Source organism: Duncaniella freteri (assembly GCF_004766125.1).
In the GTDB taxonomy this organism is placed as follows: domain Bacteria; phylum Bacteroidota; class Bacteroidia; order Bacteroidales; family Muribaculaceae; genus Duncaniella; species Duncaniella freteri.
Genome location: NZ_SJSA01000002.1, coordinates 489,195 through 501,991 on the forward strand (window position 1 = coordinate 489,195; position 12,797 = coordinate 501,991).

General features: G+C 45.7%; 14 protein-coding genes. All 14 read left to right on the plus strand.

Annotated elements, in window-relative coordinates:
• Positions 1–2 precede the first annotated feature (2 nt).
• The 14 genes from EZ315_RS12210 to EZ315_RS12270 all read left to right on the plus strand — a co-directional run bounded on the left by EZ315_RS12210 (position 3) and on the right by EZ315_RS12270 (position 12,797).
• Entirely contained in the window at positions 3–518 is a 516-nt protein-coding gene (locus EZ315_RS12210; RefSeq protein WP_124076447.1) for a hypothetical protein, read from the plus strand.
• Positions 515–1,087: a hypothetical protein gene (locus tag EZ315_RS12215; protein WP_242452596.1), complete on the plus strand. Its 573-nt coding sequence runs from the start codon at positions 515–517 to the stop codon at positions 1,085–1,087. The genes EZ315_RS12210 and EZ315_RS12215 overlap by 4 nt, the downstream gene beginning before the upstream one ends.
• A complete protein-coding gene (locus EZ315_RS12220) occupies positions 1,087–1,938 on the plus strand; it encodes a hypothetical protein (protein ID WP_135472317.1) in 852 nt (283 codons plus the stop codon). Before EZ315_RS12215 ends, EZ315_RS12220 begins: the two co-directional genes overlap by 1 nt.
• Complete coding sequence (locus tag EZ315_RS12225; protein ID WP_135472318.1) at positions 1,935–2,123, plus strand: hypothetical protein; 189 nt, start codon at positions 1,935–1,937, stop codon at positions 2,121–2,123. Before EZ315_RS12220 ends, EZ315_RS12225 begins: the two co-directional genes overlap by 4 nt.
• Positions 2,124–2,172: 49 nt before the next feature.
• On the plus strand, positions 2,173–2,688 hold the full coding sequence (locus tag EZ315_RS12230; protein WP_135472319.1) for a hypothetical protein: 516 nt from the start codon (positions 2,173–2,175) through the stop codon (positions 2,686–2,688).
• Positions 2,689–2,711: 23 nt separating this feature from the next.
• A complete protein-coding gene (locus tag EZ315_RS16390; RefSeq protein WP_170957538.1) occupies positions 2,712–2,879 on the plus strand; it encodes a hypothetical protein in 168 nt (55 codons plus the stop codon).
• Positions 2,879–7,186 (plus strand): phage tail tape measure protein, encoded by a 4,308-nt coding sequence (locus EZ315_RS12235; protein WP_135472320.1) that lies wholly within the window; start codon positions 2,879–2,881, stop codon positions 7,184–7,186. Before EZ315_RS16390 ends, EZ315_RS12235 begins: the two co-directional genes overlap by 1 nt.
• Positions 7,183–7,761 carry a hypothetical protein gene (locus tag EZ315_RS12240; RefSeq protein WP_135472321.1) on the plus strand — a complete coding sequence of 193 codons (579 nt, stop codon included), beginning with the start codon at positions 7,183–7,185 and terminating at the stop codon, positions 7,759–7,761. Before EZ315_RS12235 ends, EZ315_RS12240 begins: the two co-directional genes overlap by 4 nt.
• 118 nt (positions 7,762–7,879) lie before the next feature.
• Complete coding sequence (locus EZ315_RS12245) at positions 7,880–8,113, plus strand: hypothetical protein (RefSeq protein ID WP_135472322.1); 234 nt, start codon at positions 7,880–7,882, stop codon at positions 8,111–8,113.
• Positions 8,113–8,586 (plus strand): RNA polymerase sigma factor, encoded by a 474-nt coding sequence (locus EZ315_RS12250; RefSeq protein WP_135472323.1) that lies wholly within the window; start codon positions 8,113–8,115, stop codon positions 8,584–8,586. The genes EZ315_RS12245 and EZ315_RS12250 overlap by 1 nt, the downstream gene beginning before the upstream one ends.
• A gap of 150 nt (positions 8,587–8,736) precedes the next feature.
• Positions 8,737–9,069: an SH3 beta-barrel fold-containing protein gene (locus tag EZ315_RS12255; RefSeq protein WP_135472324.1), complete on the plus strand. Its 333-nt coding sequence runs from the start codon at positions 8,737–8,739 to the stop codon at positions 9,067–9,069.
• Positions 9,069–9,362 (plus strand): DUF3846 domain-containing protein, encoded by a 294-nt coding sequence (locus EZ315_RS12260; protein ID WP_135472325.1) that lies wholly within the window; start codon positions 9,069–9,071, stop codon positions 9,360–9,362. The genes EZ315_RS12255 and EZ315_RS12260 overlap by 1 nt, the downstream gene beginning before the upstream one ends.
• Before the next feature lie 148 nt (positions 9,363–9,510).
• A complete protein-coding gene (locus EZ315_RS12265) occupies positions 9,511–11,970 on the plus strand; it encodes a hypothetical protein (RefSeq protein WP_135472326.1) in 2,460 nt (819 codons plus the stop codon).
• Positions 11,967–12,797, plus strand: coding sequence for a hypothetical protein (locus EZ315_RS12270; RefSeq protein WP_135472327.1), 831 nt, complete (start codon positions 11,967–11,969; stop codon positions 12,795–12,797). Before EZ315_RS12265 ends, EZ315_RS12270 begins: the two co-directional genes overlap by 4 nt.

A 12,797-nucleotide genomic window follows, 5' to 3' on the forward strand; every position in this document is an offset into this window, starting at 1 on the left:
AGATGCTTATAGACTGTTCTTATTTCACCAAAGGAGCGAGGCATATCTTAAACGCTAATGCCACGCTTGGCACTCTGCCACATTCTAATGCGGCAGAGGTCAACGACACGATAGAAGCCTTTATAGCCGAGCACCAGGAGGATTATCTTGTTGCCATGCTCGGCAAGACAATCGGCAATAAGGTCAACGCATATCTCGTGTGTCTCGATGAGGATGAGAAGCCCACACACAACGACAAGTTAGATGCAGTGTGTGATTGTCTGCGCGATTCATTTGCAGACTATGTTTTCTTCCATATCCTCCGCGACACGAATACGCAAGGCACAGTATCGGGTCTTGTCAGGCTCAAATGCGCCAACGAGTATGTAGCACCGATTGTCCGTCAGGTTAATATCTGGAATACGATGGTGAATAAGCACAGACGCTTTGCCGAGTGGTGTGCGTCTTCCGACTGCACAATGGCCGGCATAAGCATCGACAGTGAAATGCTTACCAAAATCAATCAGTTCAATCTATGAGCAAGAGCCGGGAAATAATAGAGATAATTGCGGATGTTGTTAAGGAAACCGCTGTCGATTGCACGCTCACGGTCGTAATGCCGAGAGGTGTAGTCAAAGAGATTCCTTGTCCGCCCATTCACTATGTTTTCGGCAATGCCCAATATGTCAAAGACAAACTCGATGATTTGAGCAAGTCGCCGAGAGGAGCCGAGATGAAGTTTCCGATGATCGCCTTGTTCTGCCCGTTCAATGAGCAGCGCAATACCCCGGATTATCATAGCAAGGCGAAAGTCAGGATACTCATTGCCTGTTCATCCGATAAAAAATGGAGCAATGAACAGCGTCTGGAGACATCGTTCAAGAACATTCTTCGACCGATTTATAACAGATTCCTTGAAGCCCTCAAAGAAGATGGCAGATTTGATTTTGGCTATGATGAGCATGTCGCACATGAATACTCTGAAAACTACTCTTATGGCAGATATGGGGCGCACACGGGCACCGGGGAAGAAGTGAGCGAACCCATTGATGCCATTAATATCAGCAATCTTGAATTAAAAGTCAAACTCCCAAATTGTAGAAAATAATGAGAAAACTTAGAACGTGCGATTCCGCACAACTCAACACGGGTGTGTCTAAGTGTCCGCCCGATTTCGAGAACATGAAAGGTGCCATCCTCGTTCCCCCCGGCACCAAGTTGCCCGCCGACCTCACCGCCGAAAAGCTGGAGCAGATGGTTCATGCCGACCGCCCGGACCGTATCTTCGGTATTGTCCGTTTCACTGAATATGCCAAGAACGGCGGCGAAATCCAGACAGCAGCCAACGGCTATGACGGCGAGGCTCCCACCGGCGTAAGTGCCCGTAAGGACACATTCACCCTTAACAAGTTCTTCCCGGAACTGATGGCGGCTCTTACCAGAACCTACAATCAGCAGTGGGATGCCTACTTCTTCGACGACAACAATATGCTGTTCGGTCTGAAGGACGGCACCGACACACTCGCCGGTTATCCCATGACCGCTGTCTATGGCGATTCCACGCCGTTCAACACCTCATCGGCAAAGGCTACCATGACCGTTACTTTCGCGCACGAGAACGCCAAGCGTGCTATCACTGACTTCGATTTCGTGCAGCTCGACTTCAACCCCCAGAAGTGTGTCCTCGGTCTGACCAATGTCCGGATGGAGAAGTCTGCTACATCCGGCAATGCCTACAAGCTCTTTGAAGATGTGGGCGGATATGATGTTACTGGCATCTATGGTCCCCTTATCGCCGCCGCCGGCAACACCGTTGTAAGTGGTGCCACCTCCGCACTGACCTATGACGATACAACGCAGACTCTCACAATCGCATCTACAAGCGGCGCCGACATCCGCCTCAAGTCGCCCTCCGTGCTGTATGAGAACGACATCAAAGGAATCGAGCAGGTAGCATGATTTTCGAGCGTGTCAATTTTGTAGAAGAAGAGATAAAGAAGATGAGCCGGGATGAATTTGAGTCCCGGCACATCAATCTCTTTTGGCTCGATCGGGATGAGGCAACCCGAAAGAAGATGCTCGGTCAGGTCTACGACCTCATCAACAAGCCTGCCAAGCAGACCAAGCATAAAGCCGATAAATAACAAATCAACCGGGCGGGGGTGTTATCATCTCCGCCCTTACTTTCAGGACATGGGCATTGAAGAAGTAGCAAAGATAATCGGAAAGATTGCCGATGGGTTTGAAGAGGCGTGTATCAAATGCCTTGATGACAATTCCGGCATCGTTCTCCGTGCTGTTACGGAGCAGTTGTATAGCGGTGTTGACGGGGAGGGTAAGCACCTCTCACCGACATACGACAATGACCCATACTTTGAGGAGGAGGGAACATGGTATCACAGAGCCAAAGATTACAAGGCGTGGAAATACAGCATAACTCCGCCAGTGGCCGGAACCATGCTCGGATTACCACCGCGCCCTGATGATGTTCCCAACCTTTTCATCAACGGTAAATTCTATTCAGAGATTACAGCCACTCGCAAAGGTGATGTTCTTGTAGTAGATCCCGGCAATGGCGATGGCCCGTCAATCGTAGCCAAATATGGTGATGAGATACTGAATATGGGACCGACAGCCATCAGTTATTTCAACACTACCTATATGCTCCCGGCAATAGATTCATTTTTCAAAGATTGTGGATACCGATGAGTTGTGCGTGTGAACATAAGCGGATGGGTCAGGAGTTAGAGCGATTCCGCAGATTAGCAAAAGCGTGGGCCAAGATGGAGGGTAACACCGCTATCATCTACAAGAATGATGACGGCACCTATGGGTTCGCGTCAATCTCGGCAGAGTCTGAGATTGGGAAACCGATTGTAGAATATATAACGCCATTCTGATGAGCGAAACAAAGATAACCGACCTTGTCCCCCAGGAGACAATCGACAAAATCAAGGAACTCAATACCGAGATCCAGACGCTGCTCACGACCTATACCAATACGGCAAAGGAATTGGCAAAAGGCGTTGATGTGAACGTGAAAGTTGTCGGGGATATTGACAAGCTGGAGAAACTGCTTGTCGAGAAAACCAAAGAGGCGACTTTAGCCACTGAACGCCTTAATGCCGCTCTTGCCGAGCAGAGGCAGGTAGTGGCTAATACCACCAACACCATTTCCCGGCAGTTGATGGAGCAGGAGCGTGTCAATAAGACTCAGCGTGCGGCATACACCGAACATGAAAAGGTCAAGAACATTATTGACCATATGCACGGCAGTTACCAACGACAGTTGGAGGAGTTAGTTAAAATTGATTCTCAAATAAAAAGCAATGTAGCAGCGCAAAAGGAAAACGAGAAGGCTATGCGTAAAGAAGGTGCCGACATTGACGCTCTTATGAAAAAACAAGAGCAGTTAGTTGCCGAGCATCGTGCATTGCGCCAGGAGAAGGCTCGTCTAAATCAGATAATGACTGCCGAGGAAAAAGCCAACACGCAGGTAGAGGGAAGTTATGTTCAACTCTCCCAGCGTTTGGAACTGATGAAAAAGGCATATAAGGAGATGAGCATTGAGGCTCGTTATACTGAAGATGGCAAGGAACTTGAAGCATTGATACAGAATCTCGACGCACACCTAAAGGATCTTGCCGCAGATATGGGCGAGTTTCAGAGGAATGTCGGCAACTATGCCATAGCCGGACAAAATGGAGTTGTCGCCACAGACAGTCTCATTGCGGCTATGAATCAGGAGGCACGTACCACGCAAGACCTCATCGACCAAACTAAGATTTTGGAAGATGCTAAAAGGATGTTGAATACTTCTGATGAGAACTATGAGCAGACTTTAGCGCAACTCAACGAAAAGATTGAAGAGAACAAACGCAGCCTGTCAGATGTCAGCGATATTATTGACAAAGATGCAACATCAATAGCCGAAGCCGAAGCTCAAAACAAAAGACTTCAAGAGGCGTTAAAGCATGTCGATCTTTCAAGCGATGATGCTCAGGCAACCATTGAAAGGCTCAATAAAAAGATAGCAGACAACACTCAACTTATCAGAGAAAATACGCCCGCCATACAAGAGCAGACAAATGCCACCGAAGAAAGGACAAAAGCCAACAAGGATGCTGCTGACGAGTTATTAGGTCTTGTTGGTATAAATACCAATTTCGGAGAGTCTCTTCAAGGTCTCAGTAAAACCAATGCCGGAGGTGTTATTGATGGACTTGGAACTAAAGCAAAGGCTCTTGGGAATACTCTGATGGGGCTATTGTCTAATCCTTGGGTGCTTGCATTTCTCGGCATAGTTGGAGTTGCCGCCGGATTCAAATGGTGGTATGACTACAATAAAGGGCTTGTTGAGGCAACTAAGTTGACTAAGGATTTTACCGGTTTGTCTGGTTCAGAACTGAAAGCCGTGCGAAATGAGGTTCAGGCAGTAGCGGAATCCTATGACAAAGATTTCAAAGAGGTGCTTGAGGCGGCCAATGCTATGTCAAAGCAATTCGGCATTTCCGTTCAGGAATCACTCAAACTGATGGAAGACGGATTTGCCGCCGGCGCCGATGTCAACGGAGAGTTTTTGGAGAACGTCAAGGAATACCCTGCTTATTTCAAGGAGGCGGGAATCTCGGCAAGCGAATTTGTTGCCATTACTACGCAAGCCAATCAAGCGGGTATTTATTCTGATAAGGGTATTGATGTCATAAAAGAGGGTAATCTCCGCATAAGAGAGATGACCAAGGCCACTGCCGAGGCTCTTGATGCGATTGGTATTTCTTCCAAAGAAGCACAAAAAGCATTGGCAGATGGAAGTAAGACCACCTTTGACATCATGCAAGAGGTTTCCGAGAAACTTGCAGAGTTTCCAGAATCATCTTCTGAAGTCGGAACCGCATTGGCAGACATCTTCGGCGGTCCCGGCGAGGATGCTGGTTTGCAGTATATATTAACCCTTAAAGACATTGACACCAATCTTGACAATGTAAAAGACCGTGCCGGAGAACTCGGCCGACTTCAGGATGAGCAGTTGAAGAGTCAGATAGAACTTGAAAATGCTATCGCTTCGGTATTTGATGCCACCGGTGGCTCCTTTGAGTCAATGACAACAAGCGCGAAAATCTTCATCAACAATGGCATAGTCAAGATAATCGAAGGGTGCGTTGATATTGTTAATTGGTTTGTCAGACTCTACAATAAATCCATCGCAGTCCGGGCCATATTCAACTCAATAGTAAACTCGTTCAAAACGATATGGGCTACTGTTAAGTTTGTCCTTACTCAAATCATTGATGGATTCAAGGCTCTTGGAGACATCATCGAGGGTGTGTTCAATCTTGATTTGGATAAAATCAAAGCCGGATACCAGAAAGGATTAAATGCTTTCAAAGACAACTTTGTAAGTATGGTCAAGGAGATTCGCAAGAATACCGAAGACGCGGTTCGGGAGACCCTTGACGGGCAGATGGAAGAGGTTACACTTGATGTTAAAGCCAATGTGCAAACATCTTCTACCCCTGCCAGCAAGCCCAAAGGTGATCCCAACTACACGCCTAAAGAATCTGCCGAAGATAAGAAAGCACGCGAAAAAGTCGCTAAAGATGCTGAGAAGGCAGCAAAGGAACAGTTGAAGATTCTCCATGATTTGGAAGATGCAAAGATTCAGGCTATGGAGGATGGACACGAAAAGGATTTAGCATTAATACGTCTTAATTTCAAGAAAAAGATTGATGCGATCACTGGCAATAGCGCACAAGAACAACAACTCCGAGTGGCTCTTGTCGAGCAGATGATGAAAGCGTTAGCCGACTGTGAATTGAAGTATCAGACAGAACTTGCTAAAATCAATCTTGAAAACCGCCTCGCATCCGTTGAGGAAGGCAGTAAGGAGGAGCTTGATTTGAAGTTGGCCCAATTGGAGGCTACACGCGCCGCCGAACTCAAAGCCGCCGAGAAAACCGGCGCCGATGTTGCCCTCATCAATGACAAGTTCAACAAGGAGCGTCTTGAACTTGAAGAGGAATATGCCAACAATCTTGCTGATAAGATTACCGAGCGCTATGGCGTTGAGGAAATCACACGCAATCAGGAGTATTCCAATGCTGTAAACGCGCTCAAAGAACGCTATGCAAAGGAGATGGCTCTTGCCGCCGGTAATGCCGCCAAACAAGAGGAAATCAAGCGGAATCTTGAAAATGATTTGTACGCCCTGGAGGTTGAGTATTCTCAAAAGGCTGGCGAGGCTGCTATCAAGATGATAGAGGAAATCCTCAACCTTGAAAACTTATCGGCCGAGGATAGGCTGAAATGGGAGCAGGAACTTGCAAAGGCTAAGATTGATTTGGCAAATCAGATAGCCGATGCCAATTCCGAGAGCGTCGATAGGCAGATAGCCGATGATGAGAGGTTGAGAGAAAAGCGCAAAGCCAATCTTCAGAACTGGCTCCAAGTTGCATCCGATGCAATCGGCAACATCAGCGACCTCGTAAACACTCTGTTCGACGGGCAGATTGAAAAATTAGAGGAGGAGCAAGAGGCTAATACGGAAGCCGGAGAGAAAGAACAGGAGAGGATTACCGAACTTGTCAATAAAAAGGTGATCACCCAAGAGGAGGGCGAGGCCCGCAAGAGAGCGGCCGAGGCCCAGACAGCCAAAAAGAATGAAGAGCTGGAGAAGAAAAAACAGCAGCTCAAACACAAACAGGCAGTATGGGAAAAGGCCAATAGTTTGGCTCAGGCCGGAATCGCAACGGCCTTGGCGATAACCCACGCACTGCCCAACTTGGTACTGGCCGCAATCGCCGGTGCGATGGGTGCCATCCAAATCGCGACTATTCTTGCTACACCCATACCCAAGTATGCCAAAGGTACGGACTATCACCGAGGTGGCCCAGCCATTGTCGGTGATGGTGGTCGTTCAGAAGTTGTATTGTTCAACGGTGGTGCATGGCTGACCCCCGACAAACCTACACTTGTTAATATGCCAGAGGGAGCCATTGTCATTCCAAGTGTAACAGACTATGATGATAATCCGGCAGGTTTGTTGATGATGCCCGTGGGTTCGGACAAGACTCCGACCTCCCGGGTCTATGATGATTCCGCTATCCGTAGAGGTGTGTCTGAACTCATCTACCTCATTAAGTGCCAGACACGACAGCAACACTGCGATTCTTACCTTACCAACTACGAATTTTTTAAGAGTAAAATATGATAGAGAGACTTGAACAATTAACCGTCGGCCAGTTCGTCGATCTCGTTTGTGGAGATACAAGTGTGCTGATTGGCAAGCGAGAAGTCGTAAATGAGGCGGTGCTTGTTGTTGCAATGCGCAACATAGTGTTTGAATACAAGGAGATTGTAGATAAAGCCGGAGTTAGTTCCTACCTCTCCACCATAGAGGAACTAATAAAGGCTAAGATGTCGGTTGTGGTATTTCAGATGTGCCGGAATCTTGTTTCATTGAATGAACATGACCGCGCCCGTGAGGTGTTAATAGAGTATGGTATTAATGCAAATTCTATGAATGACCAAAGGGTTACAGCAGAAATAAAATCACGTCTTGAAAGAGCTAAAAGCACTATCGAGAAAATCGAAAACGAGAGCAAGAAAGACAAGCCGGGGTCAATCAATTTCCGCCGGGTATTCGACACACAGACTGCCATGTTGATGGCTCATTTCAAGTTCCAGATTGATACATCCACTATGAAGGCCACTGTATATGCCCATCTTGTTGACCAACATAACAGAGAAGTCAAGGCGATGCGTGGAGCCTTGAAAAAGAAGTAAGCACCGCCCCCTGTAACCTAATGAGAGCTTGTCATTCATAATAGCAGGCTCTTTTTTTCAAGGTTGACCGCACTTTAGAACGGTTCGTTAGTAACCCCTTGCAAAACCGCAAAGTGTTATGACGAAACGTAATCAATGTTATAAGCGCCGCCCGTCGAGGCTTGACCGAGTAGAAAGGAAATGTGACAGAATCCTGTCCGAGTTGTTAATCATCCGCCAGCAGCTCAACCGTCGGCCGGATATGGATATGGCAATTGAACGCCTCCACCGTACCGCCCGCAAGTTGAGAACTCAATGCGAGCAAGAGCGTGATTTAACAAGAAGAATGTTCAACTCCAAATTCCCGGAGTAATGAACATCGAAGACCTTGTTGTAAAACACGCCGGATGGATACGACGAAAAGCACGAAGATACTATGCCGACGAGTTTGATGCCGATGATCTCGCAAGTGAGACCATCTACAAATGTCTGAGCCAAGCCCGGAAGTTTAACCCCGGAATGAGTTTTAAGCCGTGGGCATTAGCCATTATGGAGAACACCTACATTACGCAGTACAACCGCCGCCGTTGTGTTCTCTTTACCGGATATGATGAATATGACCCATACACGGGGAATGATTATGCCGACCAGAGAGCTTCTGTGAACAGCATCCTATCGATAGTCCGTGATTGCGGGCGTAAGTCATGTTGTATTGAGTGTGTTCTTCTATATGCCAAAGGATATAGTTATGATGAGATAGCCGAGAGAATCGGCATACCTGTCGGAACTGTCAAGAGCAGAGTTTCAGCCGGGCGCAAGATGCTCCGTGAGGCTCTTGACGGCTAAAATGTCAGTAAATGTTAAGGTGGTAAAATGGTGAAAATCAGACGCTAAATGGTGGTCATTCTGTTTGTGTCTCTTGTAAATAATGGCTAACTTTACATCAGAAAATAAAACAATAACCAACTAAAAGTCAAACCAATAAACCCCTTAATTATGGAAAAGAAAAATAATTTCCGCGTGAGAGTGATGAAGTATGCATGGCAACTCTGGAAAGCCACCAAGCAGGCGTGGCGCATCTGCATGATAAAAGCGTGGCAGCTCTACCGCCTCGCGAAAGCCATGCGCGAGGGCGTGGTAACATTCTACTACACCAAAGCCGACGGCTCTATCCGTAAGGCTGTGGGCACTCTCAGAAATGTACCTGCCGGTGCCACACTCGGTGGTAAGAAAGTAACCAAACCGTCTTACAAGACTATGGCTTACTTTGACACCGAAAAGAACGGATTCCGCTGTTTCAAAGTAGAGAATCTAATCTGCGCAATCTGATGGAACTGCAACCTGCCAAAGCCTACCTTATCACCGTCGGGGGAGATATAAACGAAATCTTCCCCGAGAACGGGGAAACCTTTGAGCTTGAAGAGGCTCAGGCTCATGTCGAGGGCTATATTGAGATCGTACACCTCACCAAAAACCAGATTATGATTGTCAACGAAGAGGGCAAATTTGATAAAGAGTACAATCCGATAGCCACCGGAATTGCCGACCTCCACCGAGCATTGTGGAGTGGCGATTACATCTGCGGCAATGTGGTGATTTGCCCCTCTCCGATGCTCCCATAGTAAAAGTCGCTTTCAGGGCAACTTCGGGCGCATAATTCACAAACTCAAAGAGTTAAAGTGAGTTATGCGCTTTTGTCATTTGGCAGAATTTGAGCCGTTTGGCTGAGCCGGCGATGTTTTGGCTTACATTTGCGAAAAGACCAAAACTATGCTCACGAAATATTTTATAGAAATAGACGGCCAAAGGACCGAGATTCCTAATGAATGTATTAAGAATTGGGATGAGGTTCGGTGTGCTTACAAGCGTGCAGATTTTAGTGGTGTCACTCGCTCGTTCTCATCGCAGTTTGAGTTTGTTGGCGATGCATACGATATGTTGATGGCCTTGTATCTCCGAGATGGATTCAATGCTGTTGCAACTCTATATCTTTATACCATTACAGACCGTTGGGTGTGGGAAGAACGATTTGCAGCTCCAATTGATTTCTCAACCATAGTATGGGACAACAATATCCTAAAAGTCAACTGCGTAGACAATAGTCTTGCCGCTCTCATCAAAGCAAACAAGAGTACCAAGTATGAGTTTGGAGTCGGTAGTGATATTCCAATAGCATCGCAGTTAAACTATGACCGTATTCCTATGACAGAAGTTGTATCATATCAGGTTATTGGAGAAACAATCGATGATAGTTCAACTATGAAGTTATCTGTTCCTGGTGCTTTGGGTGTTGTTTATAGGATACCTGTAAACATTATTACAGAAAATGTGCTTGTCAACGAAAAGTTACTGTATAATGACCAAACCACAGATGATGGTAGCTATATGGTATCAGCAAAAACAGATGTCACTATTACAATAAAGGGAGGTATTGCAATAGATATGATTAATGCTTGTCAACCCGCAAACTTTGGAGTAACAATTTACAAAACAAGTAATGATGTGACTACTAAAATAGGTCCATTATGCAGCCAAAGTTTCTTGATAACATATAGAGGCGAATATGATAAACCTGGGGACCTGCCAATACTAACGCCAGCTACACTTGGCGCAACAGCATTTGTTAAACAAACAAATACTATCTGGAAATGGTGGGTCAATGAGGCGTCTACATCCGAGGATAATTTATTCATATGGATGGATTCAAAGATGTCTTCAGATGAATATATGCGGCAAATTCCCGAATACACCTATTCGGTTGACTTGAAGGAAGGTGATAAAATCTGGATTGGAGCTGAGGCGAATCCCGGTTTAGGTTCTCGCCCTGGGCCTTTTTGGATTTTAATGCTCGACCAGAAAATTGAGATTTCTTGGGGCGGAATAGGAAAAAGTGCTGAAATTGATGTAATACGGCCTCTTGATTTTTGCGAAAAAATTCTCAATCGTATTAGCATGGGTAAGGTTAATGTTGGTGTAACATTTAGTGATTTCGATAATCGCCTTGCCAATACGTATCTTTTAGCGGCTGAGAGTGTTCGTGGAATTGGTGATGCAAAGATATACTCATCATTCACAGAGTTTGTAGACTGGATGCAAACAGTATTCGGTTATACATATTGTCTTGGCCCGCGCACAAAGGCACAATTCAAAAGAAAGCAGTCAATATTCTACAATTCATGGCCGATTTCCGCAAATGATAATCTTCTGCATACGATGTGCCCGGTCGAGCCAGGAACCCAAGTTGTGATAATACAGGGGACTCCATACTGCGCTGTTTTGGGTGATTACAATTCTGACGGTGGCAACAATTACTACACTAAATGGGAAGGCAGTGATGCGTATAACGACCCGAAAACCGGTAAAGCTCGTTTGGACACCATTTTTATAGGAGAAGATAAAGAAGGGTGTTATTTCGACAGTAATTATAATCTTCACATATATGATGGAAATGTTGAAATGGCTATTTGTGATAACCAAGTAATCAATTTTATCCACCGTTCTGAGCTGTTTAAATCTGACGCCTCAACTATGAGAATAAACAACGTTCGGGATGTCTCGTATTCTGTTGATTCAAGTTCGATTTATTCGGCAATTACTATCGGATACGAAAAGCAGGATTATGAAGGCTTCAATGGGCGTGATGAGTTTAACTTCAATAATACTTACTCCACCGGCCATACTGTTAACGATAAGAAACTTAGTCTCATCAGTAAATATCGAGCAGATTGCTATGGTATTGAGTTCGCCGTTCAGAAGCGTGGGCAGGATACTACAGACTCGTCAAGTGATAAGGATGTTTTCTTTGTGCTTTCTAAAAGTGAGAATGGGTTACTTATTCCGGATAGAACCATTAGAATAGAAAATACTATATCTGATATGGTATTCAATGGCGCATTTTCTCCAATAGCTTGTATCCAGGCAAATGCCGGATTTATAGGAATACAGGCAAAGCATCTTCATCTTGAATTTGCTTCGAGCATGGGGAATAGCTCTATTGTTATAGATGGCCGAGCTATGTCTGAAGATATAGATCTTGATGCTCCTTTGATGACGTGTGGTAGAGTATCATTTACAACTGATGAAATTGATGAACCGGCATCTGAAAACAATCTCATAGAAATTGAAAGTAATGGTATCCTGTATAGGGGATTTGTAAAAGATGCCACATTCAAATATGCCACGAATGAGGCCGTAAAATACGAACTAATCGTAAAAGATATTGAGCTATGATAGTAAGCCCTTTCACTCCGCTGTTTTTCATCAAACGAAAGGCTGATGGGATAGATAGCGAATATATTCAGACATTCGCCACTACTGACCAGATACTCTTGCAGCTCATAGGAGGGCGTAATGATACCGTTGTCGCCCAGATTATAAGTGAGCCGGACGGAGCGGTCCTGCATCAAATTCAGTTCAATCAGTGGGACATAAACGACACTGTTACTCTGAGGTTCACAACAATCTCATTGTCGACCGGCTATTATTCAGTAAATATAATGGGTGTCGGTCGTAGTGAGGTGTTTCGAGTTACCGATGACCCTCTGATATTGGATAAGACAACACTGATTCAGTATTCGATGAGGAACAACCGCCAGCGTCAAGACGCAGTGTTCTTTATTGACGGGATGCAGTATTTCTTTGATTTCCGAGTCCCAGGAGGATTCAAAGATAGCAATTGGACTTTCGGTGTGGAGAGCGAGCAGTTCGTGACCCCCCAGGCCGACATATCGCAGTTGTTCGGTCTGGAGTCAACGCAGAAAAGATTTACTCTCGGAGGCAGTATGGGTGTTCCCGTATGGTTTGGCGAAATGCTGAACCGAATACTCATCTGCTCCCATGTCTATTTCGATGGTATTAAGTACAGCCGAAAAGAGGCTAATGTGCCGGAACTGACCGTGCAGTTGGAGGGCGTGAACAGTTTTGTGTTCAATCAGACTCTCCAGCAGTCAACCAACCTTGACCCCGTAATCGAACAAAGGAATCACGCCGCCATGCGCCGCGTTGATGACACCAATTATAGAGCAACTTCTTCAACTATTAACAGATTAATTTATTAA

Bases quoted from the DNA above. Each gene is read 5' to 3' on its own strand.
- EZ315_RS12210 (WP_124076447.1), top strand. From the start codon at position 3: ATGCTTATAGACTGTTCTTATTTCACCAAAGGAGCGAGGCATATCTTA.
- EZ315_RS12215 (WP_242452596.1), top strand. From the start codon at position 515: ATGAGCAAGAGCCGGGAAATAATAGAGATAATTGCGGATGTTGTTAAG.
- EZ315_RS12220 (WP_135472317.1), top strand. From the start codon at position 1,087: ATGAGAAAACTTAGAACGTGCGATTCCGCACAACTCAACACGGGTGTG.
- EZ315_RS12225 (WP_135472318.1), top strand. From the start codon at position 1,935: ATGATTTTCGAGCGTGTCAATTTTGTAGAAGAAGAGATAAAGAAGATG.
- EZ315_RS12230 (WP_135472319.1), top strand. From the start codon at position 2,173: ATGGGCATTGAAGAAGTAGCAAAGATAATCGGAAAGATTGCCGATGGG.
- EZ315_RS16390 (WP_170957538.1), top strand. From the start codon at position 2,712: ATGGGTCAGGAGTTAGAGCGATTCCGCAGATTAGCAAAAGCGTGGGCC.
- EZ315_RS12235 (WP_135472320.1), top strand. From the start codon at position 2,879: ATGAGCGAAACAAAGATAACCGACCTTGTCCCCCAGGAGACAATCGAC.
- EZ315_RS12240 (WP_135472321.1), top strand. From the start codon at position 7,183: ATGATAGAGAGACTTGAACAATTAACCGTCGGCCAGTTCGTCGATCTC.
- EZ315_RS12245 (WP_135472322.1), top strand. From the start codon at position 7,880: ATGACGAAACGTAATCAATGTTATAAGCGCCGCCCGTCGAGGCTTGAC.
- EZ315_RS12250 (WP_135472323.1), top strand. From the start codon at position 8,113: ATGAACATCGAAGACCTTGTTGTAAAACACGCCGGATGGATACGACGA.
- EZ315_RS12255 (WP_135472324.1), top strand. From the start codon at position 8,737: ATGGAAAAGAAAAATAATTTCCGCGTGAGAGTGATGAAGTATGCATGG.
- EZ315_RS12260 (WP_135472325.1), top strand. From the start codon at position 9,069: ATGGAACTGCAACCTGCCAAAGCCTACCTTATCACCGTCGGGGGAGAT.
- EZ315_RS12265 (WP_135472326.1), top strand. From the start codon at position 9,511: ATGCTCACGAAATATTTTATAGAAATAGACGGCCAAAGGACCGAGATT.
- EZ315_RS12270 (WP_135472327.1), top strand. From the start codon at position 11,967: ATGATAGTAAGCCCTTTCACTCCGCTGTTTTTCATCAAACGAAAGGCT.